The 20,486-nt window shown below is 75.0% G+C and carries 20 protein-coding genes and 1 pseudogene; 6 read left to right on the top strand and 15 right to left on the bottom strand.

Annotated elements, in window-relative coordinates:
• Nucleotides 1–79: 79 nt before the first annotated feature.
• Nucleotides 80–1,041: pseudogene (locus ACFZAU_RS29250) on the bottom strand (LysR family transcriptional regulator).
• Nucleotides 1,042–1,146: 105 nt separating this feature from the next.
• On the opposite strand from ACFZAU_RS29250, the gene ACFZAU_RS29255 reads away from it, so the two are divergent.
• Both ACFZAU_RS29255 and ACFZAU_RS29260 read left to right on the top strand, forming a co-directional pair.
• Nucleotides 1,147–1,842 carry a type 1 glutamine amidotransferase domain-containing protein gene (locus tag ACFZAU_RS29255; protein WP_500554595.1) on the top strand — a complete coding sequence of 232 codons (696 nt, stop codon included), beginning with the start codon at nt 1,147–1,149 and terminating at the stop codon, nt 1,840–1,842.
• A 41-nt stretch (nt 1,843–1,883) separates the two neighbouring features.
• Nucleotides 1,884–2,405: an HD domain-containing protein gene (locus ACFZAU_RS29260; RefSeq protein ID WP_500554596.1), complete on the top strand. Its 522-nt coding sequence runs from the start codon at nt 1,884–1,886 to the stop codon at nt 2,403–2,405.
• 503 nt (nt 2,406–2,908) lie between these two features.
• Here ACFZAU_RS29260 and ACFZAU_RS29265 read toward each other — a convergent pair.
• From ACFZAU_RS29265 to ACFZAU_RS29275, 3 genes are all read right to left on the bottom strand, one after another.
• On the bottom strand, nt 2,909–5,104 hold the full coding sequence (locus ACFZAU_RS29265) for an FUSC family protein (protein WP_500554597.1): 2,196 nt from the start codon (nt 5,102–5,104) through the stop codon (nt 2,909–2,911).
• A gap of 108 nt (nt 5,105–5,212) precedes the next feature.
• Complete coding sequence (locus ACFZAU_RS29270; protein ID WP_500554598.1) at nt 5,213–6,499, bottom strand: PP2C family protein-serine/threonine phosphatase; 1,287 nt, start codon at nt 6,497–6,499, stop codon at nt 5,213–5,215.
• Nucleotides 6,500–6,587: 88 nt separating this feature from the next.
• Nucleotides 6,588–7,232, bottom strand: a complete 645-nt coding sequence (locus tag ACFZAU_RS29275) for a peptidoglycan-binding domain-containing protein (protein WP_500554599.1) — start codon at nt 7,230–7,232, stop codon at nt 6,588–6,590.
• A gap of 276 nt (nt 7,233–7,508) precedes the next feature.
• On the opposite strand from ACFZAU_RS29275, the gene ACFZAU_RS29280 reads away from it, so the two are divergent.
• The 3 genes from ACFZAU_RS29280 to ACFZAU_RS29290 all read left to right on the top strand — a co-directional run bounded on the left by ACFZAU_RS29280 (nt 7,509) and on the right by ACFZAU_RS29290 (nt 10,787).
• Nucleotides 7,509–8,480 carry an aldo/keto reductase gene (locus tag ACFZAU_RS29280; protein ID WP_500554600.1) on the top strand — a complete coding sequence of 324 codons (972 nt, stop codon included), beginning with the start codon at nt 7,509–7,511 and terminating at the stop codon, nt 8,478–8,480.
• 115 nt (nt 8,481–8,595) lie between these two features.
• Nucleotides 8,596–10,125 carry an MFS transporter gene (locus ACFZAU_RS29285; RefSeq protein WP_500554601.1) on the top strand — a complete coding sequence of 510 codons (1,530 nt, stop codon included), beginning with the start codon at nt 8,596–8,598 and terminating at the stop codon, nt 10,123–10,125.
• A gap of 68 nt (nt 10,126–10,193) precedes the next feature.
• Nucleotides 10,194–10,787, top strand: a complete 594-nt coding sequence (locus tag ACFZAU_RS29290) for a dihydrofolate reductase family protein (protein WP_500554602.1) — start codon at nt 10,194–10,196, stop codon at nt 10,785–10,787.
• Here the strand turns inward: ACFZAU_RS29290 and ACFZAU_RS29295 are convergent.
• From ACFZAU_RS29295 to ACFZAU_RS29305, 3 genes are all read right to left on the bottom strand, one after another.
• The gene (locus tag ACFZAU_RS29295; protein WP_500554603.1) at nt 10,784–11,299 is read right to left on the bottom strand and encodes a mycothiol transferase; all 516 of its coding nucleotides are present in this window, start codon (nt 11,297–11,299) and stop codon (nt 10,784–10,786) included. The two genes, ACFZAU_RS29290 and ACFZAU_RS29295, sit on opposite strands and share 4 nt — an antisense overlap.
• A 122-nt stretch (nt 11,300–11,421) precedes the next feature.
• On the bottom strand, nt 11,422–12,153 hold the full coding sequence (locus tag ACFZAU_RS29300; protein ID WP_500554604.1) for a class I SAM-dependent methyltransferase: 732 nt from the start codon (nt 12,151–12,153) through the stop codon (nt 11,422–11,424).
• Between the two features lie 41 nt (nt 12,154–12,194).
• A complete protein-coding gene (locus ACFZAU_RS29305; RefSeq protein ID WP_500554605.1) occupies nt 12,195–13,727 on the bottom strand; it encodes a S1 family peptidase in 1,533 nt (510 codons plus the stop codon).
• 172 nt (nt 13,728–13,899) lie between these two features.
• Between ACFZAU_RS29305 and ACFZAU_RS29310 the strand changes: the two genes are divergently transcribed.
• Nucleotides 13,900–14,343, top strand: a complete 444-nt coding sequence (locus ACFZAU_RS29310) for an SRPBCC family protein (protein WP_500554606.1) — start codon at nt 13,900–13,902, stop codon at nt 14,341–14,343.
• A gap of 167 nt (nt 14,344–14,510) precedes the next feature.
• On the opposite strand, the gene ACFZAU_RS29315 is transcribed toward ACFZAU_RS29310, so the two are convergent.
• The 8 genes from ACFZAU_RS29315 to ACFZAU_RS29350 form a co-directional block, all read right to left on the bottom strand.
• Nucleotides 14,511–15,632: a baeRF3 domain-containing protein gene (locus ACFZAU_RS29315; RefSeq protein ID WP_499611379.1), complete on the bottom strand. Its 1,122-nt coding sequence runs from the start codon at nt 15,630–15,632 to the stop codon at nt 14,511–14,513.
• 116 nt (nt 15,633–15,748) lie between these two features.
• Nucleotides 15,749–15,979 carry a hypothetical protein gene (locus ACFZAU_RS29320; protein WP_499611394.1) on the bottom strand — a complete coding sequence of 77 codons (231 nt, stop codon included), beginning with the start codon at nt 15,977–15,979 and terminating at the stop codon, nt 15,749–15,751.
• The gene (locus ACFZAU_RS29325) at nt 15,966–16,232 is read right to left on the bottom strand and encodes a DUF6400 family protein (protein WP_500554607.1); all 267 of its coding nucleotides are present in this window, start codon (nt 16,230–16,232) and stop codon (nt 15,966–15,968) included. The genes ACFZAU_RS29320 and ACFZAU_RS29325 overlap by 14 nt, the downstream gene beginning before the upstream one ends.
• A gap of 205 nt (nt 16,233–16,437) precedes the next feature.
• Entirely contained in the window at nt 16,438–17,127 is a 690-nt protein-coding gene (locus tag ACFZAU_RS29330; RefSeq protein WP_500554608.1) for a VanZ family protein, read from the bottom strand.
• Between the two features lie 151 nt (nt 17,128–17,278).
• Nucleotides 17,279–18,418, bottom strand: coding sequence for a PP2C family protein-serine/threonine phosphatase (locus ACFZAU_RS29335; protein ID WP_500554675.1), 1,140 nt, complete (start codon nt 18,416–18,418; stop codon nt 17,279–17,281).
• Nucleotides 18,419–18,544: 126 nt separating this feature from the next.
• Complete coding sequence (locus tag ACFZAU_RS29340; protein ID WP_500554609.1) at nt 18,545–18,997, bottom strand: nuclear transport factor 2 family protein; 453 nt, start codon at nt 18,995–18,997, stop codon at nt 18,545–18,547.
• Between the two features lie 79 nt (nt 18,998–19,076).
• Nucleotides 19,077–19,355 (bottom strand): DUF6510 family protein, encoded by a 279-nt coding sequence (locus ACFZAU_RS29345; protein WP_499611367.1) that lies wholly within the window; start codon nt 19,353–19,355, stop codon nt 19,077–19,079.
• A gap of 162 nt (nt 19,356–19,517) precedes the next feature.
• Nucleotides 19,518–20,276, bottom strand: coding sequence for a class I SAM-dependent methyltransferase (locus ACFZAU_RS29350; protein WP_500554610.1), 759 nt, complete (start codon nt 20,274–20,276; stop codon nt 19,518–19,520).
• Nucleotides 20,277–20,486 lie beyond the last annotated feature (210 nt).

Genomic DNA, 20,486 nt, shown 5'->3' on the forward strand with positions numbered 1-20,486 from the left:
GGGTCTCCCGTCGCGGGAGACTCAAGCACGCGCTCCGCCCGCCCGCACCCGGGTGCCTCGCGGGGGCGCTCGTCCCGTGTCACCAGGCGCGGGCCTCGCGCAGCAGGAGGTCGCGGACGAGGCCGAGGTGCGGGTGGTGGTCGGCCCCCGGGCGCTGCACGAGGTAGGCCGTGTTGATGGGCGGGTCGTCGGGTTCCAGCAGCGGCACGAGCGTCCCCTCGGCGAGGAGGGCGGCGCACAGGTAGCGGGGCAGGACGGTGAAGCCCGCGCCCGCCGCCACCACGGCCAGCACGCCGCGCAGGTCGGGAACGGTCACGGCGGCCCGGCCGGTGAGCCGCCGGTCGAAGACGTGGCGCCAGTAGCGGCGGGCGATCGGCAGGTCCTCGGCGTACGAGACGAGCGGCACGCCGCTCAGCGCGCCGGGCCCGTCGGACGCCACGTCCAGCCGGGCGGCCCGCGAGGGCGCGGCCACCAGCACGAACTCCTCGTCCATCAGGGGTACGGCACTGAGCAGACGGCCGCGCGGCCGGTGGGTCGAGATCACCAGGTCGTGCTGTCCGGCGCGCAGCGAGGCCAGCAGGTCGTCGGTGAGCCCGGTGCCGACGCGCAGCCGCACGCCGCGCTCGACGAGCGGTGCGAGCGTCGGCAGCACGCGCTCGCCCAGCACCTCCGCGGGGCCCCCGAGCCGGACCGGTTCGGCCAGGACGTCCGGGTCGCCGTGCCCGCGGTCGGCGACGGCCGCGAGCGCGTCGAGCGGCTCGGCCACCCGTCCGGCGAGCTCGTCGGCGAAGGGCGTGGCGGCGACCCCGCGCGGCAGCCGTTCGAACAGCTCCCGTCCAGTTGCCCTTCGAGCGTACGGATCTGGGTGGTCACCGTCGGCTGGGACAGCCCCAGCAGCCGCGCGGCCGCCGTGAAGGAACCCGCGCGGTGCACCGCCAGGAAGGTGCGCAGCAGCGTCAGGTCCAGCGGCCCCCCTGACGGGCCGCCGCCCCCGCGCGCCGTGCGCAGTCCCGGCGATCCATTGGAATCCGTATGGCTCATGGTGGCGATCCTATTGGAAGTCGATGGCTCTCCCGTCCTACCGTCGAGGTCCGCGCCCGTTCCGAAGACGGGCGGCGGCAACCGAGCACCCCAAGGAGACCTGACATGGCGAAGATCCTGTTCGTCCTGACCGGCGCGTCGTCCTGGACGCTGTCCGACGGCACCGGGCACCCCACCGGCTTCTGGGCCGAGGAGGCTGTGACCCCGCACCGCGTCCTGACCGCCGCGGGGCACGATGTCGTCGTGGCCACCCCGGGCGGCGTCGTCCCGGCCGTGGACCGGGCCAGTCTGGCCCCCGAGTACAACGGCGGGGAGGAGGGCGCGAAGGCGATCGCCGCCGAACTGGAGGCGATGACCGCGCTGCGGCACCCGGTCAAGCTGGAGGAGGCGGACCTCGACGACTACGCCGCCGTGTTCTACCCCGGCGGGCACGGCCCGATGGAGGACCTCGCCGTCGACCCGGTCTCCGGACGCCTGCTGACCGCCGCCCTGGACTCGGGCAAGCCCCTCGGCGTCGTCTGCCACGGCCCCGCGGCCCTGCTCGCGGCCGAACGCCCGGACGGCGGCTGGCCGTTCGCGGGCTACCGGCTGACCGCCTTCACCGACACCGAGGAGAAGCAGGGCGGGCTCGCCGCCCACGCCCCCTGGCTCCTGCAGGAGCGACTGGTCGCCCTCGGGGCGGACTTCCAGGAGGGTGAGCCCTGGGCGCCCCACGTGGTGACCGACCGCAACCTGATCACCGGCCAGAACCCGGCCTCCTCCGGCCCGCTGGCCGAGCGCCTGCTCGCCGCGCTGGGCTGAGGCTGGACCGGCCCGGGCGGCGCCCCCGAGGATGGGGTGCCATGAAGGTGAACAGCGTGGCCGACGCCGACGCGCTGGCCCGCCTGGCGCACGAGGGCCAGACCGACCGCATCGGCGTTCCGTACGTCGAGCACGTACGCGCGGTCGCGGCGGGCCTCGCCGCGTTCGGGCCGGAACTGCAGATGGCGGGGCTCCTGCACGACGTCATCGAGGACACCCCGTGGACCGCCGGCGGGCTGCGTGCCGCCGGCGTCCCGGACCGGGTCGTCGCCGTCGTCGAACGGGTCACCAATCAGCCGGGCGTGGCCTACGGGGACAAGCTGCGGCGGATCGCCGCCGACCGGGACGCGGCCCTGGTGAAGATCGCCGACAACGCCCACAACAGCCACCCGGACCGGGCCGCCCGTCTCGACGAGGCACAGCGGCTGCGGCTGGCCGCCAAGTACCGCCGCGCCCGCGACATCCTGTGGCCCGCGGTGCCCCGCGAGGACGTCGCGGTCATCCTGGCGGTCGTCAACCCGGCGCTGCTGGCGGTTCTTCCGCCGGCCGGGGGACCGCGGTGACCGCGCGTCGCGGGCCGGCCGGCGCGATGCTCGGGTGGCGCGGCGCGGGCGGTCGGTGGGTATGCCGCGGTGCGTGAGGGCGTGGTCGTCAACCCGGCGCTGCTGGCGGGTCTCCCGCCGGCCGGGGGACCGCGGTGACCGCGCGTCGCGGGCCGGCCGGCGCGGTGGTCCGGCAGCGGGTTCGGTGCGTGACGGTGTCGCGGTCGTCCCGGCGTTGCTGCTCTTCCGCGGGCCGGGCGTCCGGTTGGCCGGGACAGCGCGGCCTGTGGGTGCATCCGGGTCGGTCGACGGGCGGTGCGGGTGTGGGCGTCAACTCGGCGCTGCTGCCCGGCGTTCCGTGGGTCGGGGGACCGATGTGACCGCGCGTCGCGGGCCGGCCGGCGGGGCGGTGGGGCGGGGGGTCGGTTGCCCGACTGTCCGGGGGAGCGCGGGCCGGGCGTCCGGTCGGCCGAGGCCGCGCGCCCTGTGGGCGCGCTCCGGTCCGTCGGTGGGCGGCGGGGGCGTTAACTAGGCCCCACCGCATGGTCGTTCGCGGGACGGCGGACCGCGGTGACCACGCGTTGCAGGCTCGCGAGCCAGATCGCCGCGTCGACGGCGTAGTACAGCAGCGGGTCGGGCGCGCGGCCGCCCGAGGCCGCGCAGACGTCGGCGATGACCGTGCGGTCCGTCGGCACGCTCCGGTCCGGGGACTCGGCGGGCGCCGGACGCATCGTCCCCGAGCGCAGGTCGTACGTCAGCGGCAGTGTGGTCAGCCGCAGATGGTGCGCCGCGTCCCGCAGGTGCGCGGCGCTCAGCGGCCACGCCGCCAGCGCGCCCGGCGGGCAGTGGTCCACCAGGGTCTGTCCCATGGTCAGGACCCGGTTCCCGGCCAGCATGATCGCCTGGAAGTCCGTCGGCAGCACGGGCCCCGCGCCGGGGGTGTCGCGCTCGGTCGCGAACTGCGCGTAGCTCGCCTCCGCGATCAGCTGGGCGAGCCGGGCCCTCGACAGCGCGTCGCCCATCGCGCCGGTCCCGGTGATGCAGTCGGTGATCTGGGTGACCGCCCGGGTGCCCTGGTCGAGCAGCCGCGAACAGGCCCGCCCCAGCTCGCCCGTGCCGCCCCGCGGCCAGGCCAGCAGCCCGACGAGGGTGCCGGTCAGGGCGCCGGTGACCACGTCCGCGATCCGGAAGGCGGCGAGTTCCGGACCCGCGGGGGCGATCTGCGTGAAGGCGGTGGCCACCGCGATCGTGAAGAACGCCTGGCCCCAGCCGAGTCCGAGCAGCGGTACCGCGGTGAACGCCAGGAAGAACACCGGCGGCATCGCGAGCGCGTACACCAGCGTGTGGTCGGCCACGAACAGCAGCAGCACCGCTGCCAGCCCGGCCCCCACCAGGGTGCCCCGCACCGCGGGGACCACGGTCGTACGGGTGCCGGCGGCGCTGGTGCGCATCACCGTCAGCGTGGTCAGCAGCGCCCAGAAGCCGTGCGACAGGTCGAGCCCGCCGGCGATCAGCCGCGCCGCGGCCAGGGCCAGCGCGATCCGCGCGGCGTTCTGGAAGTACACCGAGCGCGGCGTGAGATGGGCCCGCAGCCGGTGCCCGTACAGCGCGAGGGGCGACTGCCCCGCGTACCAGAACGGCCCCGGCCCCTCCGCGGGCCGCGTCGCGTCGGGCGGCACCGGGGCGCCGAGCGCGATCCGCACGGAGGTCACCAGGAACGCCGTGGTGTACGCGATGTCGAGCGCGATCGCCCCGTCCCGCACCGTCGTCGCGGAGGCCGCCCCGGACACCGGCCGGCGGGCCCGGTGCTCCTCGAAGGCCGTCGCGGCGGCCGCGCACGGGGCGACCGGGGGCGCCGAGGTCTTGCCGCGCAGGGCCAGGGCGGCGCCGTGGCAGGCGGTGGCCGAGGCGAGCAGCATCCGTGACCGCGCCGCGTCGGGTGCCGGCGCGCGCTCCGCCGCGTCGTCCGCCAACTGCCCGGTCTGCGCCAGCAGGTGCCGCAGGTAGGCGGCGCCCTGGCACAGCGCCCGGTCGCGCGCGCCCGCCGACACCGGGCGTTCGTCCTTGGGTACGTGGCTCATGCGCAGCTGCTGCGCCGTCTCCAGCAGGGCCGCCGACCGCTCGCGCACCACGGGCGGATCCAGCGCCAGCCCCCGCAGGGTCTCCGCCGCGGTCTCGCACGCGTGGGCGAGCCGGTCCTGGTAGTGGCCCGGCGAGGGATCCGGCCACACCCACAGCTCGGCCGCCGCCATCAGCAGGACGCCGACCACCAGTCCGCACAGCCGCAGTCCCAGCGTCTCCGGCTGGTACGGCGGGAAGCACGGCAGGATGTAGAACAACTGCAGGCCGTTCGCGAGCCCCAGCAGTTTCGGTCCGCCCACCCCCGCGTACGTCACGGCGAAGCCGACCCCGAGCATCCCCAGTGCCGCCGTCCAGTCGCTCACGGCCAGCGCCGTGCCCAGGGCCACCAGCAGGGCGGCCACCGGCAGCGCGGCCAGCAGCGTGCGGGCCCGATCGCGCGGTGTACCGGGCACGTACGACAGGGCGCCGGAGGCGACCGCGCCGAAGAGGGCGTAGATCGCGACGACGGGGTCGCCGAAACCGTAGCGCGCCACGTAGAAGCTCAGGCACGCCACCAGCGTCACCCGCGCGGAACGGCGCACCGCCCGGAGACCCGGATCACGGGCCCGCACCCACTCCAGCCCACCGCGACCGGGCACCCGCGGCCTCCTCGCTGCTCGGGTCCGCGACACGCCGGACCCCCTCAGATCACCGTAGGACGGGCCGCACCGCCCGGCCACCGCGCGGCCCGGGCCCGCCCGCGTGCCTCACAGGCGGACGGTGACCAGCGCGATGTCGTCCGCCGAGCCGCCGATGACCCCGAGCCGGTTCAGCAGGGTGTCCGCGAGCGGCTCCGCGCCGAGTCCGGGCTTCTCGGCGAGCACGGAGGTCAGCCGGGCCAGGCCCGTGTAGATGTCCTCCTTGCGGCGTTCGATCAGCCCGTCGGTGTAGAGCACCAGTGTGTCCCCCGGGCGGTACGCCACGGCCGCCTGCGGCCGCGGGACATGGGCCGGACGGGCCCCCAGGGGCGGGTCGGTGGCCTGGTCGAGCAGCTCGCAGCGGCCGTCGCCGTGCAGCAGCACGGGCGGCGGATGCCCGGCGCTGCTGTAGCTGATGGTGTGCCGCTCCTTGTCGATCAGCGCGCTGACGGCGGTCGTGGCGAGCGCGCCCTCGACGCAGCGGGCGTACTGCCCGACGACCTCCAGCGCCTTCGCGGGCCCCTCCACGGTCCGCATCGCCGCGCTCAGCGCGCTGCGCAGCATCCCCATGACGCTGGCGGCCTCCAGGCCGTGGCCCACGACGTCACCGACCGCCACCGCGTAGCAGCCCGCGGGGAGGTTGACCACGTCGTACCAGTCGCCGCACACGTTCAGCGAGCCGGCGGCCGGCAGGTAGCGCACCGCGATGTCCTCGTGCTGGGCCAGGTCCGGCGAGTGGAGCATGGCCTCCTGCAGTGTTAAGGCGACCTGCCGTTCCCGGGAGTGGGCCTCGCGCAACTGCTCGTTGAGGCGCTGCAGCTCGCGGGCCCGCGCGTACAGCTCGGCCTCCATCGCCTGCTCCCGCTCGCTGAGGTCGGCGCCCTGCAGCCCGTGCCGGTGCCGGCGGGCCTGGACGAACGCCGTCACGTCCTCCACCCGGTGGATGATCCACGCCACGGTGCCGTCCGCGCCGAGCACGGGGGTGTTGATCGGGCTCCACCAGCGCTCCTCGAACGTTCCGGGCTCGGCCACCAGCTCGATGTCGTACCTCTGCGGTGCCATCGTGTCGGGCTCGTGGGAGGCCAGGACCCGGTGCAGGGAGGCGCTGAGGTTGCGCACCCCGTCCGCCAGCGGGTCGGCGGGGTTGTCGGGGAACGCGTCGAAGATGTACCGGCCGATCAGGTCGTTCCGGGTGCGCCGGGTCGCCCTCAGGTACGCCCGGTTGACGCCCACGATGACCAGCGCCTCGTCCAGTACCAGGTACGGGCTGGGCGTCGCCGCGAACAGTGCCGCGTAGTCGATCCGCGGTGCCGCCACGGCGTGCTGCTGGTCGTCCCCCCTGTCGGGCAGGCCCATCCCACCAATCTATAAGGCGTCCGGCGTCCTCACCTGTCGCGAACGGGAGGCGCCCGGCGGTGCCCGGGGACCCGCCGTCGCCGCGGGCTCAGCCCGAGGCGAGCGGGGTACGGGACTCCAGGTCGCGGCGCGTGGCGTCGCCGTACTCGCCGCTCTCGTCGCCGCGGACGCCGTACCAGACCTGGAAGCGGGCGACGGCCGCGGTGAGGCGCCCGTCGAAGCGGCCGTCGACGGCACCGCCCGTGTACACGTCCGGGATCCGCAGGAGCCGGGTCTGCAGTTCGCTGACGGCCGGTCCGGTGTCCCCCTCGCGGAGCACCCCGCGGCGGGCGCCCGTGCCGGGGGAGCCCGGAGCGGCGGCCGTGGGCGTGCCGGTGGCGGTGGGGGCGGCGTCCCGCGGCGCGCCGGGGTGGAGGACCCCGGGGGAGAACAGGGCGAGCGCGAGGGCGAATCCGGCGGCACCTCCCGTGCCGGTCAGCACGGCGACGCGCAGGGCGCGCGCGGTGCGGGTGGAGGGCCGTGCCGTACGGGCCCCGGCCCGGGGGTCCGTGGGCGGCGGTGCGGGCCGCCGTGGGGGCGGTACGGTGCGGGGCATCGGCTGGGTGTCGGGGCCGTCCTCCGGGGGCGGGACGGAGCCGCCGGTCGGGCGGAACAGGTCGAGGGACTCCTCCCACGGCTCGTCCGGTCCTCCCGGCGTCTCCCGCGCGGGGATGACGCGCGTCGGCTCGATCATGCGGCGCCGTGACGGTCCTCCGCCGGACGGATTCGGCACAGCGGTCCCCCTGTTCTCCCCCCGGTCATCCGTTACGGGCCGACCACGCTAGGCCGTGTCGCCGGGAGAAGGCCCGGAATCGCCGAATGCGGCGCGGCCCGGGACCCGTTGGGGTATGCGGCGGGCCGCCTCCGCCGGCGCCGGCGCGGAGGCCCGGTGACCCCGGGCGGGCCGGTCGCCTATCGTCGTGGCTGCGGAGAGCGCTCCGCGGACGACGGGACCGAGTGGAGGACGGGCATGCGCTACCGGGAACTGGGACGCAGCGGGCTGCGTGTGTCGGAGATCGGCTACGGAGCCTGGGGGATCGGCGAGTCGGCCTGGGTGGGCGCGACGGAGGACGAGTCCGTACGCGCCCTGAACCGGGCCGTCGACCTCGGGGTGAACCTCGTCGACACCGCCCGGGGCTACGGCGAGAGCGAGCGGATCGTGGGCCGCGTCGTCCGCGAGCGGGCCCGGGCCGGCGAGGAGGTCCTCGTGGCCACCAAGGTGCCGCCGAGGAACCGGCTGTGGCCCGCCCCCGACGGGGTCGACCCCGCGGACGCCTTCCCCGGCGACCACATCCGCGAGAGCCTCGACACCAGCCTGCGGGCGAGCGGCCTCGACCACGTCGACGTGCTGCAGTTCCACGTCTGGAGCGACGAGTGGGTCGGCCGCGGGGACTGGGCGGAGACCGTCACCGACCTCAAGAAGCAGGGCAAGATCCGGCTCTTCGGCGTGTCGGTCAACGACCACGAACCGGACAACGCCCTCGCCCTGGTCCGCAGCGGGCTGGTTGACACGGTGCAGGTGATCTACAACGTCTTCGACCAGGCGCCCGCCGACGCGCTGCTGCCCGCCTGCCAGGAGCACGGCGTCGGCGTCATCGTCCGCGTGGCGCTGGACGAGGGCGGCCTCACCGGCCGGATCGCCGCCGGGGCCACCTTCCCCGAAGGCGACTTCCGCAACCGCTACTTCCGCGACGACCGCCCCGCGCAGGTGGAGCGGCACGTGGGCGCCATCGTCGCCGACCTGGGCATCGAACGGGACGACATGGCCGAGACCGCCCTGCGGTTCGTGCTGAGCGCGCCCGCGGTCTCCACCGTCATCCCCGGCATGCGGTCGGTGCGCAACGTCGAGCGGAACACCGCGCTGAGCGACGGACGCCCGCTGACGCCGGAGCAGCTCGCCGTCCTGGCCCGGCACCGCTGGGAGCGCAACTTCTACGGCTGACCGGCCGGCGCCGGGCGGCCCCGGCCGGCCCCCGCGACCGGGCGCCCGCAGCATGAACGCCGCGGCCGGGGGAAGGCGCGCCTCCGGACCGAACGGATCGTTCACGGAGGTGGCCATGTCAGCGTCCACGGCGCACGCCGACCCGCCGGGAGCACTGCGGACCGATGTGCCGGCCCGCCTGGACCGGCTGCCGTGGACCCGCTGGCACTGGCGCATCGTGATCGGCCTGGGCACCGTGTGGATCCTCGACGGCCTCGAGGTCACCATCGTCGGCAACATCGCGGGCCGGCTGGCCGAGCGGGGCAGCGGCATCGACATCAGCACCGCCCAGGTCACCACGCTGGCGGCCGCGGTCTACGTCGCAGGGGCGTGCCTGGGCGCGCTGTTCTTCGGCAGGCTGGCCGACCGGCTCGGCCGCAAGAAGCTGTTCATGGTGACCCTCGCCGTCTACCTCGCGGCCACGGCCGTCACCGCGGTGTCGTGGACCGCCTGGTTCTTCATCCTGTGCCGCTTCTTCACCGGGTTCGGCATCGGCGGTGAGTACGCCGCCATCAACTCGGCGATCGACGAACTGATCCCGGCCCGGGTGCGCGGCCGGATCGACCTGATCATCAACGGCAGCTTCTGGATCGGCGCCGCCTTCGGCGCGTTCGCGTCCATCGCCCTGCTGGACACCTCGCTGTTCGCCACCGACGTCGGATGGCGGCTCGCCTTCGGCATCGGCGTCGTGCTGGGCCTGGTCATCCTGCTGGTCCGCCGCCATGTGCCGGAGAGCCCGCGCTGGTTGTTCACCCACGGCAGCGCCGACGAGGCCGAACGCCTGGTCGCCGACGTCGAGCGCACGGTCACCGAGGAGAGCGGCAAGCCCCTGCCGGAGCCGGAGGGGAGCATCCTCATCCGCCCCCGCGGCGAGCTGGGCTTCCTCACCATCGCCCGCACCGTCACCCGAGCCTACCCGCGCCGCACCGTGCTCGGGCTCGCGCTCTTCTCCGGCCAGGCCTTCCTCTACAACGCCGTCACCTTCGGCTACGCGGTCATCCTCACCACCTTCTTCGACGTGCCGAACGGCGAAACCGGCTACTACTTCGCCGTGATCGCGGTCGGCAACTTCCTCGGCCCGCTGCTGCTCGGCCACCTCTTCGACTCCGTGGGCCGCAAGCCGATGATCACCGGCAGCTACGTCGGCTCCGGCCTGCTCCTGTTCGGCACCGCCTACCTGTTCCAGCAGGGGGTCCTCAGCGCGGTGACGATGACGGCCTGCTGGACGGCGGTGCTGTTCTTCGCGTCCGCGGGTGCCAGCGCGGCCTACCTGACGGTCAGTGAGATCTTCCCGCTGGAGACACGGGCGCTGTGCATCGCCTTCTTCTACGCCGTCGGCACCGCCCTCGGCGGCATCACCGGCCCCCTGCTCTTCAACGGCCTGGTCAGCAGCGGCGAGCCGGCCGACACCACCCTCGCCTTCTGTCTCGGCGCCGCCGTGATGATCCTCGCGGGGCTGGTCGAGGCGGCCATCGGGGTCCGCGCCGAGCGGCGCAGCCTGGAGTCGCTCGCCACCCCGCTGAGCGCCGTCGAGGAACCGGCGGGAGCCCCCGGTGCGGGCGGCGGGAAGGGCGGTACGAGCGGTACGACCGGCGCGCGGCCCTGAAGCGCCTCACCGGCGGGCCGGGAGGCGTATCGTCCGACGGGTCGTGGCCGACCGGAGTGAGGACGTCCGTGCGAAAGATCATCATGCAGATGTCGGTGTCCCTCGACGGCTACTTCGAGGGTCCCGACCGCGAGATCGACTGGCACCTCGTGGACGAGGAACTGCACCTCCACATGAACGAACGGCTGAAGGTGATGGGCGGCTTCCTCAGCGGCCGCGTCACCCATGAACTCATGGCCGCCCACTGGCCGACCGCCGACGCCGACCCGCAGAGCAGTCCCGCCGAGGCGGAGTTCGCCGCGATCTGGCGCGACATGCCGAAGGTCGTCTACTCGCGGACGCTGGAACGGGCCGACTGGGGCACCACGATCGTGCGCGACGTCGTCGCCGAGGAGGTCATGGAGCTCAAGGCGCGGCCGGGCGGCGACCTGGCGCTCGGCGGGGCCGACCTCGCCGCGTCCTTCCTCCGGCTGGGCCTGGTCGACGAGTTCCGGATCTACGTCCACCCCGTCCTGCTGGGCCGGGGCAGGTCGCCCTTCCCGGACGCCGGCGCCCTCACCGCCCTCCGGCTCACCGGGACCGAGACCTTCGGCAACGGGGTCGTGCTGCTGCGGTACGAGCGGGCCGACGCGGACCCCACCGGCGCGGGATCCGGCCGTTAGAGCGCGCCGCGCTCCACGCAGCCGCGCAGGAACGCGGCCTGCCCGGCGTGCTGCAGGTCGTCCGACACCACGCTGACCAGCCGCACCGCGAGCGTCACCGGCGGGTCCCAGCTGGTGTCGACGACCCGGGGGAAGTCGGCCTCGCGCAGCGTCCGCAGATAGCCCAGGGTCTGCTCGCAGACCGCGTCGTGATAGCCGGTCAGCAGCTCGCCCGAGTCAACGCGCAGCGCTGCGACGTCCTTGGGGCGGTGGCCGTACCCGGTGTCGTACGGCGCGAAGGGCACGTCGAAGCGGTCGGCCCAGCCGGCGTCGGTCCACAGCTGCCCGGTGCCCGCGACGTCGGCCACGTGGTCGTCCTGAATGCGCGTCAGGTGCCAGACCAGCCAGGCGATCGAGTTCGCGCCCTCGTCGGGACGCGCGTGCAGGCCCTCCAGGGGCACGCCCTCGACGGCCTCGTGCACGGCCTCCTGGATCCTGCCGAAGGCGTCGGCGAGCAGTTCCGCGCTCTTCATACGTGCTCCCTCGGTCTCCTCTGCCCGGCGGCCGCGGCCCGCGGCGCCCCTGCGCCCACGCTAGGCCCGTCGCCCCGCCACGGCCACCCAAGGCTCCGGCGGACCCGCGCCCGGGCCCCGCGTCAGCGGATCGCGAGGACCAGGTGCACGACGTAGTGCTCCTCCACCGTGCCGTCGGGGAAGTGCCGGGTCAGCCGGTCCCGTTCGGTGGCGAGGAAGGCCCGGGCGCGCTCCTCGCCGATCACCAGGAACGCCGACTGGGTGCCGATGTTCGCCAGGTGCACCTCGACGGGCACCCGCCGTGACCACGGCACCTGGAGCTCGGTGAACCCCGGCCCGTCCGGCAGCCGCCCCGAGCGGGGATGGGACAGCGCCGCGAAGAAGCCGCGCAGCCGCGCCTGCTCGGCGGCGATCCACGGCACCGAGGTGTCGGGGTCGTTGCGCCACAGCGCGAACGCGCCGCCCGGCCGCAGCACCCGCAAGGCCTCCGGAACCGACCGCCGCGGATCGGTCCAGTGCCACGCCTGGGCGTAGGTCACGAAGTCGAAGGTGCCGGACGCCAGCGGCAGCCGGTCGCCGTCGCCGCGGACCAGGCCGACGTCCGGCAGGTTGCGGCGCAGCTCCGCGGCCATGCCGTCGCCCGGCTCCACGGCCACGACCCGGGCGCCGCGCCCGTGCAGCAGTGCCGTGGCGATGCCCGTGCCCGCGCCCACGTCGGCGACCAGGGCACCGTTCAGCCGCCGCCCCGCCAGCTCCTCGACGGCGTCGAGGAGGGCCGGCGGGTAGGAGGGCCGGTTCGCCGCGTACCGTCCGGCGGCCCGGTCGAAGGAGCGGGCACGAGGTGAACTGCTCATGCCCCCATGATCCCCCGCCCCGGGCCGCCCGCGGCGGCCGGTCAGTCCCAGCCTGCCGAGCCGTGGCCCCCGGCCCCCGCGGCGGGACGGATCCACCGCGTGGCCAGGAACGCCAGGCAGCTGACGGCGACGATCAGCAGTCCGGGGCCGATGCCGCCGCCGCTGCCGATCGCACCCAGCGACGTCGAATCGCTCGCCGTACCCGGGTACACCGGCGCGCCGCCCGGAGCCGTCGGGGCGGCCGGCACGCCCGGGGCCGCCTGCTGCCCACCCTGGCCGCCTCCGGCGCCGCCGGTACCGCCTCCGGCGCCCCCGGCCGCCGCACGGGTGGGCGCGCCGGCGGAGGCGGGCGGCGCCGCGCCGTCCGGAGTCCCGCCGCCGGCGGCCGGCGTCGCCGCGTCGCCGCTGTCCGCGGCGCGCGGCAGGTTCACACCGAGCGCCGCCATCGCCGAGGTCACCGGCTGGAAGAAGGTGATGCCGCCGGCGGTGCAGTCACCGCTGCCGCCCGAGGTGATCCCCAGCGCGAAGCCCTGCGCGAAGAGCGGGCCGCCGCTGTCGCCGGGCTCGGCGCACACTGAGGTCTGTATGAGACCGCCGACCGTTCCCTCGGGGTAGTTGACCGTCGCGTTCAGCCCGGTGACCTGACCGGAGTGCAGCCCCGAGGTGCTGCCGCTGCGGAAGACCTCCTGCCCCACGAACGGATCGGCGGCGCCCGTGATCCGCACCACGCGGCCGGCGCCCACCCCGACCACGCTGCTGTGGTCGGAGCCGTCGTTCTGGTACTGCACGAGGGAGAAGTCGCCGCCGGGGAAGGAGGTCGAGACGGTGGTGCCGACGGGCTTGGTGCCCTGGTTGTCGGCGAACCAGCCGGTGCCCGGCGGGCCGCAGTGACCGGCCGTCAGGATGAAGTCGGTCGTCCCGTTGGTGACGTTGAAGCCCGCGGAGCAGCGGCTGCCCCGGGTCAGGATCGGCGCGGCCCCCGCGGTCCTGGTCGTGAAGGACGCCTCGGTGCGCTCCATGCGCACCTGCCCGCCGATGCCGTCCGCCACGGACTTCAGCCGCGCCCACTCCTCGGCGGAGACCGTGCTGTCGGCCAGCACGAGGACCTCGTTGGAGACCGGGTCGACCGACCAGGCCGTGCCGGGCACGCGCGGCGCCTCGCCCAGCTCGCCCGCCGCGTCCCGCAGGTCGCGCGTGCTGTAGCGGACGACCTCCGCCCGGGCGCCCGCCTCGGCGACCTCGGCCGCGGTCGCCTGGTCGGTCACGGCGACCACCGGGCGGCCCTGGTCGTCCACCCAGCTCCCGCCCGTCCGGGCCTCGCCGAGGCGCGCCGCCAGGTCCCTGGCGAGGCCCGCCGCGTCCGTCGCGCCCCGCGCGCCGTCCGGGGCGTCCAGCACCTGGCTGCCGCCCCCGGTCCGCGTGCCGTCGGGGGCCGCCCCGAAGGCCTGCGACATCAACACTCCGCCGCAGACGACTCCCGCGACGGCCACGAGCCGCAGCGCGCGCTGCACCTGACGCCGTTTGCGCCTCACCGTGCCCCCAATATCCGCTTCCGTACCTGCAGTCACCGGCATCCGCTGCCGCTGGTCCCGAGCGGGGACCCGGCCTTCCATACGTGCGGGGGAGCCGCGGTGCTCACCGCTCGCGGCGAGGATGCGGAACGCGCCCGGGTGCCGGGGGCGGGGAACGGCCCTATCGTGGCTGCGTCGCCGGAGCCGGCGATCCATCGAGCCATCGAGGAGCGGCATGGGCGGTCAGTTCGAGGCGGTCGTCGAGGTCGGGCGACCCGTGGCGGAGGTCTTCGCCTTCCTCGCGGACGGGCGCAACGACCCCAAGTTCAGCCCCCGCGTCCAGGAGATCGTGCGTACGCCGGACGCGCCGACCGCGGTCGGCACGGTGTTCACCAGCACCGTGAAGGACGCCGGTATGAAGTCCCGCCGGGAGTTCCGCATCACCGAGTTCGACGCGTCCCACCGGATCCGCTGGACCGAGCAGTCGAAGAACCTGGTCACCGCGGAAGGCGGTTACGACCTGGAGGCGGTGTCCGAGACCACCACCCGGGTGCGGATCTTCAACCACCTGGAGGGGCACGGCCTCGGGAAGCTGCTGGTGGGACTGGCCCTGAGCGCCGCGCGCAAGGACGCCCCGGCGTTCGGTCAGCGGATCAAGGCCGCCGTCGAGGCCTCCTGACCCCGCCCTCCGGTTCGTCCGCCGCCGCCCGGCCGCGTCGCCGCCGGCGGCGGGCACGGGTCACCCGGGCCCGCCGCCGACAGCGGACCCGGGTGACGTACTCGGCGCTCGCGCCCGCCCGCCCGCGCCTGCCGGTGGCCGGGAGGCGCGAAGGTCCACGCGAAGGTTCAGTAGCGGAGCACCGCGGCGATCCGGTCGTGCTCCACGAGGCTGTCCGGCGCCACGAAGTGGACCTCGGCGCCCTTGTCGAGCGCGCTCTCCACCAGTTCGTCCACGATGTCCTCGCGGACGCCCTCCTCGAAGCCGCCCGCCTCGGGCGCGTCACCGTCCACCGGGATGAGGTGACCCTCGCTCAGACGCACCGCGCGCTGGAAGTCCTCCTCGACCACGACCAGTTCGGCGCGGCCCTCGCACACGGACTCCCACACCTCGTCCAGCCCGGCCGCGAAGGTCCTGCGGCTGCGGGCGTCCACCAGCCTGCGGCCGATCCGTTCCGCCTCCCGCTCGGCGAACTCCCGCTGTGCCGGGGCGAGTTCCTGGAGCAGGGCCTGCACGGGGCCGTTCGCCAGACCGCCCTTGTGCACGACCGCCACCGCGGCGTCGGCGGCGTTGCCGACCTCCTTGAGCAGGGCGACCGCGTCCGGCAGCCCGACCACGTACAGCGGCCGGTCCTCGGTGGCCAGCAGCGAGGCGAGCGCGCTGTCGACGGACCGCAGGAAGCGCCGCGTCTCCTCGTCCCGGAAGGTGCTCGGGTGGTCCCCGACCTGCTCCTGCCGCTCGGGGTCCCACTGCACGGGATCGGGCTCCAGCGGGAAGCCCTGTGCCTCCTGGGGGTGCAGCGCCTGGCCGGTGCCGCTCCAGAGGGTGGCCCGGTCGGCCGCCACCGTGAGCACCCAGTACGGGCGTGCCCTGGCCTTCGCGGCCACCAGGTTGCGGGTGAGGAAGCTGTCGCTGAGCACCACCCGCTCGGGCACGGCCCGGGGCAGCGTCCAGATCTGGTGGTCCCGCTCGGTGGCGTACATGACGAGCCCGTCCAGCGAGTAGCGCAGGTCGACCTCGGCGGCGGCCGCCTTGAGCTGGGTCTTGATCGCCATCCGGGCCCGGCGGGACGCCTCGGGGTCATGCTCGATCCGGCGCTCGGCCTCGGCGAGGAGATTGCGCAGCCGCACGGCGTCCTGGGCGTTGTCCGGTTCGCGCCGGTGCGTCGGCATGGTCAGCGACACCGCCGGATACGGCCTGGTCGCGCGCAGTTCTCGCAGGGCCCCGACCGTCAGGGCATCGGTTTCCATGATCGCCTCCCTGAGGGGTCCGCGGTCGCTCCCCGCGGACGGGTGCGGCCCACACTCCGAGACTCGCACACCAGCCGGGCCGCCGCCTGCCGGGGACGGCCCGGGCGGAGCGGCGTTCAGGCGCCGTTGCGGTGCTGCGCGCCGAATCCGGAGTCCCACGCCCACATGTGGGTGCAGCCGGGGCACTGCAGATGCACCACGGGCCCCTTGTTCGACAGCAAGTACCGCCAGTGGTCCGGGCAGTTGCGGCCCGCGGCGCAGGTGGCGCACTCACGGTGGTCCGCGCAGCGCGGGCAGGGGACCCACGCCCGCCGGCCGGGGTCGGCCGTGGGGTCAATCGGAATCAGCACCGTCGTCCTCCCCGGGCGTCTCGCGGGGCAGCAGCACACCGGCGGCGACGAGCGTGCGGTACACCGCCTCCTGCTCCTCGTCGAGGCCGGAGTAGAGCAGCCGGTACGCCGCGTCCTCCTCGCGGAGCACGGCCACCGGGTCCCAGTCGTCGCCGAGGGCGGCGAGGACCTCGGCCCGGCGCCGGGTCTCGTGGTCGGTGAAGTCCAGCTCGAACGCGTGGAGGCGGTCCGGGGTGTCGTCGTCGTTCATGTCGCCCGCTCCCGGGGCAATCGGGGATGAATCCACTCTGTGTAACAAAGTGTCGTGCCCGGGGGAAAGCTTTTGCGGTCCCGATGTGACGAACTCCATGCGGCTCCGCCGCTGGTCAGGGACGTACCAGCGGCGGAGCGCCAGGGGGCCGGGCGCCAGGGCCGGGCATCGGCCGTCAGGCCGGGGCCCGGGTCCCGGCTGCCGCTCAGGAGCGCCGGGCGGCCTTGCGGCGCACCGTCCCGAAGGACAGCAACGGCTTGCGCGGGGCCGGCTCCGCGGCCTCGGTCCGCTTGCCGGCCCGCGCGGTCCGCCCACTCCCGCCGGTCTTCCCGGACGTCCCGTCCGTGCCGGCTCGGCGGCCCCGGAACCGCTTCGTGATCCTCGACGTCCTGCCGCCGCCCGCGGTCTTCGCCGCCGGGGCCTCGGCGGGGGCCGCCGGGCGGACGGCGTGCACGGCCCGGGCGAGACGCCGCCCGAAGAGCAGGTAGCCCAGCAGCGCTCCCGCGGTGTTCATGATCACGTCGTCGACGTCGAAGGCGCGGCCCTGCACCACCGCCCCCTGCGCCAGCTCCACGAGGACCATCACCAGGCCGGTCGTCACCACCACGCGCAGTGCCCCGCGCGCCTTCGGGGCCAGCACCGGCAGCAGCACGCCGAAGGGCATGCCCAGCAGCACGTTCCCGCCGACCTGCCGCACCGCACCGGCCACCGTGTACCGCTCGTAGTACTGCCGCAGCGAGGCACCCGGCTGCAGGTTCGCGTGCGCGAGCCCCTCGGAGGCGTACGACGGCGCCAGCGTCGCCCGGGCCAGCACCGCCCCGAACGCCACCATCGCCACGAACGCCAGCGCCATCGCCGCCCATCGGACGAGCGCGGCCAGTGGTGACCGCCGCACCTCTTCCGTTCGTTCCGGCGCACGCCCGCGCACCGCCCATCGAGCCACCGACTTCCCCCTCCTGTGGTCATTCCGGTCGTGGTCTCCCCGTGTCACAGACCGGATACCCCGAGCGCCCCCCGGAATGCGGGTGACCGCCACCCCGTGTCGGTCAACTCGGCGGCGCCGCCTGCTGAGGAGGCGGCGGTGGCGCCGGGCGCGGGCCACCGCCCGCACGTCCCGTCGCCGGCACCAGGGCGGGCGCCCGGCTGATCGCCAGGACGGCCGCGTCGTCGCCGAGGCAGCCGCCCGCGTGGGCGAGGAGGTCGGCACACAGGCGCTCCACCAGCGCCTCGGGATCACCGGGCGGCTGTCCCGCCAGGTGCCCGGTGAGGGGGTAGAACGTCCCGGACACGTCGCGCGCCTCGACGACCCCGTCGGTGTACAGCAGCAGGGTGTCGCCCGGCTGGAAGGCGAACGTGCGCACCGTGGGCTCGCGGCCGTCCCCGCCGGCGAAGTGCGTGAGCCCCAGCGGCGGGGCCGGCGCGGGCATGTCCAGCGAGCTCACCCCGCCGTCGCGCAGCAGCAGCGGAGGGGGATGACCGCAGGTGACGACGTGGACCACCGGATCGTCGTCCGGGATGTCGGCGACGACCGCGGTGACGAACGACTCCGCCTCGTCCCCGGCGGGAGCGGCCTCCTCTGCGGGATCGGTGAGCTCCGAGGAGAGGGCCTGCTCCAGCCACAGCACGAGGGCCGGCAACTCCGCCTGCCGATGGGCCACGGCCCGGAAGGCGCCGAGGCTCAGCGCGGCCTCGTTCACCGCCTCCATGCCCTTGCCGCGGACGTCCCCCACGATCACCCGGGTCCCGGAGTCCGTCCGCACCGCCGCGTACAGGTCCCCGCCGATCTGCGCCTCCTCCTCCGCGGCCAGGTACACCAAGGCGATGCGCAGCGGTCCGATGCGCCCGGGGATGGGACGCAGCAGCACCCGCTGCGCGGTCTCGGCCACCGATCGCAGCCGTGTCACCTGCCGTTCGTGCGTGACGCGCAGATGGGCGAAGAACGTCGCCAGCACCGACATCAGGGCGAGGACGGCGATCTGCGCGGAGTGGTTGAGGTCCAGCGGCGTCGTGCGCAACCCGGCCACGACGATCTGCGCGGCGACCGCGACCCCGCCGACGACCATGGTCGTCCGGACCCCCGCGAACGACGCGGTGATCGCGGGGGCCGCCACCAGGAACGGGCCCAGATGGACCTCGGGCGGGGCCATGACGTCGACGACGGTGACCAGCAGGACCAGCACGAGCATGGCGGCCACCAGCAGGTGCCCGGGCCGCCACCCGACCGCCCCCACTGCTCGAGGCGTCGTGCAACGTCCATGACTCTTGGATACACCCGCGTCCGCGGCCCTGCCCGCCCGCGGCGTCCGGCGTCTTCAGGAACGCCACTTCTCCCGGACGACCACGGCGTGGACGCGCCAGTCCGACGTGGTGTGGCGCAGGCCGAAGGTGTAACGGCCGCCGCACACGAAATCGGGGGCGGTCGACTCCGTCCCCGGGCCGGCGAGCCGCATGGGGTTGACGTAGTCCGCCTCGGCTTCCGCCTCGGCCTCCGCCCCGGCCGACGGCGGGGCCAGGGTGATCCGGCGGTTGACGATCAGGTGCTGGCGCACGGGGAACAGCCGCATCGTCGAGGCGAGCCAGTCCGCGACCTCGACGGCGGGACCGGCGATGCCGCCCGCGGAGGTGTAGTCGGCCCGGCCGTCCGGGGTGAACAGCGCGACGTACGCCGCCCAGTCGCCGTCGTCGACGGCCGCCGCGTAACCGCTGATCAGCTCGTCCACCGCCAGCCGGTCCAGCAGGGTCTCCCACCGCGCTCGCGTCGTCATCGGCACAGTGTCGGGCACCCGGCGCGAAGAGCCAAGACACGTGCGGCGGACGGAACGCGCCACGACGTGCCCCGCGGGGTCACCCGGGGAGCGGGATGCGCATGCTCACCGAGCCCCGCAGGTCCAGCCACGCGGCGGACGGCCCGCGGACCAGCCGCAGGACCACGGTGTCGCAACCGGGACAGCGCGCCACCAGCCCCGGGGCGTGGTCGTAGACGCGCAGGCCCGCCACCGGCCCGGTGAGCCCGCAGCCCGTGCAGCGGCCCTCGGCGGCCGTCATGTCCACCGCGAAGATCTCCCGGAGCGGTCCGGCCAGCGCGTTGCCGTCGGTGTAGGTGTCCGTGCCCCGTGCGCTCATCCCAGCCTCCCGTCGGCCCGGCTGTCCCGGCGCCCCCCACCCTACGCACCCCGTGACCACCCCGCCCGCCGTACGGCCCGCGCCCGTGCCGCCCCGTCGGACCTCCCGCGAGCCGTCGCCCACCACGAGGCGTCCCGGTTCCCCGCGGGGCGGGGAACCGCGTCATCGCGGTTCGAGCGTGAGCAGCGGTTCGGCGAACACGGGCGACGGCGCGTCGGGATCCGCGGCGACGGCCTGTTCGAGGCGGCCGAAGCCGGCCTCCACCTCCTCGGGGGTGAGCTGGGCGAAGAACGAGAGGGTGCGCAGGCGCAGCCGTTCCAGCACGTCGCCGCGGGTGCCCGGGGACGGCTCGGTGACGGTGCGGTAGCCGACGACCTTCCAGCCGGCCGTGGTGAACATCGCGATGACCTCGTGCAGCGGCTGGAAGATCGCGGCGTCGGCCTCGTAGCCGCGAGGGAAGTGCTCCAGCCACCAGGGCCGAGGATGGTGGTCGCTGAAGTTCCCGCGCAGCAGCAGCCGACCGCCGGGCCTGAGCACCCTGGCCAGTTCCCGGACCGCCCGGGGCTTGTCCCGGACGTGGTGCCAGGAGAGGAACATCAGGGCGTAGTCGGCGCTCCCGGACGGGACGGGCATCTCCTCCGCGCTGCCGGACAGATACCGCACGCCGGGATGCCCGGACCGGGTCCGCGCGACCTCGCGCATCCGGACGGACGGCTCGACGCCGACGACCGGCCCGAACGTCCGTGCCAGCGCGGGGGTGAACCTGCCGGTCCCCGAGCCCACGTCCAGCCCCGCCAAGGGCCGCCGTTCGGGCAGCACGGCCTCGAAGGCGTCGGTCCACACCCGCAGTTGGTGCGCGGACAGGGCGCGGCCGCGCGCGTAGTCCCGGTACTGCTCCCTGTCGTAGTCGATCGGCCTCATCGCTTCTCCCGCGTCAGCCGGGTGACCGCAAGCGTCGTCCTGATGTGCCGGGCCGACACGTCGGGACGGTACGGGGCGCCCCGTTGCCCCCACAAGTGGGCCTGCCAGGCCGGGGCGTGGGGTGGCCGTGGCCGTCCCGCCACCCACCCGGCTGCGGCGACCCCGGCCCCCACGCCTCCCGGAAAACCCGTTGCCCCACCGCCCGCCCTT

The sequence above is a fragment of the Streptomyces sp. NPDC008238 genome (genome assembly GCF_042956445.1).
Taxonomy (GTDB): Bacteria; Actinomycetota; Actinomycetes; order Streptomycetales; family Streptomycetaceae; genus Actinacidiphila.

Coding starts and splice junctions, on each gene's coding strand:
- ACFZAU_RS29255 (WP_500554595.1), top strand. CDS start 1,147: ATGGCGAAGATCCTGTTCGTCCTGACCGGCGCGTCGTCCTGGACGCTG.
- ACFZAU_RS29260 (WP_500554596.1), top strand. CDS start 1,884: ATGAAGGTGAACAGCGTGGCCGACGCCGACGCGCTGGCCCGCCTGGCG.
- ACFZAU_RS29270 (WP_500554598.1), bottom strand. CDS start 6,499: ATGGGCCTGCCCGACAGGGGGGACGACCAGCAGCACGCCGTGGCGGCA.
- ACFZAU_RS29275 (WP_500554599.1), bottom strand. CDS start 7,232: ATGATCGAGCCGACGCGCGTCATCCCCGCGCGGGAGACGCCGGGAGGA.
- ACFZAU_RS29280 (WP_500554600.1), top strand. CDS start 7,509: ATGCGCTACCGGGAACTGGGACGCAGCGGGCTGCGTGTGTCGGAGATC.
- ACFZAU_RS29285 (WP_500554601.1), top strand. CDS start 8,596: ATGTCAGCGTCCACGGCGCACGCCGACCCGCCGGGAGCACTGCGGACC.
- ACFZAU_RS29295 (WP_500554603.1), bottom strand. CDS start 11,299: ATGAAGAGCGCGGAACTGCTCGCCGACGCCTTCGGCAGGATCCAGGAG.
- ACFZAU_RS29300 (WP_500554604.1), bottom strand. CDS start 12,153: ATGAGCAGTTCACCTCGTGCCCGCTCCTTCGACCGGGCCGCCGGACGG.
- ACFZAU_RS29305 (WP_500554605.1), bottom strand. CDS start 13,727: ATGCCGGTGACTGCAGGTACGGAAGCGGATATTGGGGGCACGGTGAGG.
- ACFZAU_RS29310 (WP_500554606.1), top strand. CDS start 13,900: ATGGGCGGTCAGTTCGAGGCGGTCGTCGAGGTCGGGCGACCCGTGGCG.
- ACFZAU_RS29315 (WP_499611379.1), bottom strand. CDS start 15,632: ATGGAAACCGATGCCCTGACGGTCGGGGCCCTGCGAGAACTGCGCGCG.
- ACFZAU_RS29325 (WP_500554607.1), bottom strand. CDS start 16,232: ATGAACGACGACGACACCCCGGACCGCCTCCACGCGTTCGAGCTGGAC.
- ACFZAU_RS29335 (WP_500554675.1), bottom strand. CDS start 18,418: ATGCTCGTGCTGGTCCTGCTGGTCACCGTCGTCGACGTCATGGCCCCG.
- ACFZAU_RS29340 (WP_500554609.1), bottom strand. CDS start 18,997: ATGACGACGCGAGCGCGGTGGGAGACCCTGCTGGACCGGCTGGCGGTG.
- ACFZAU_RS29345 (WP_499611367.1), bottom strand. CDS start 19,355: ATGAGCGCACGGGGCACGGACACCTACACCGACGGCAACGCGCTGGCC.
- ACFZAU_RS29350 (WP_500554610.1), bottom strand. CDS start 20,276: ATGAGGCCGATCGACTACGACAGGGAGCAGTACCGGGACTACGCGCGC.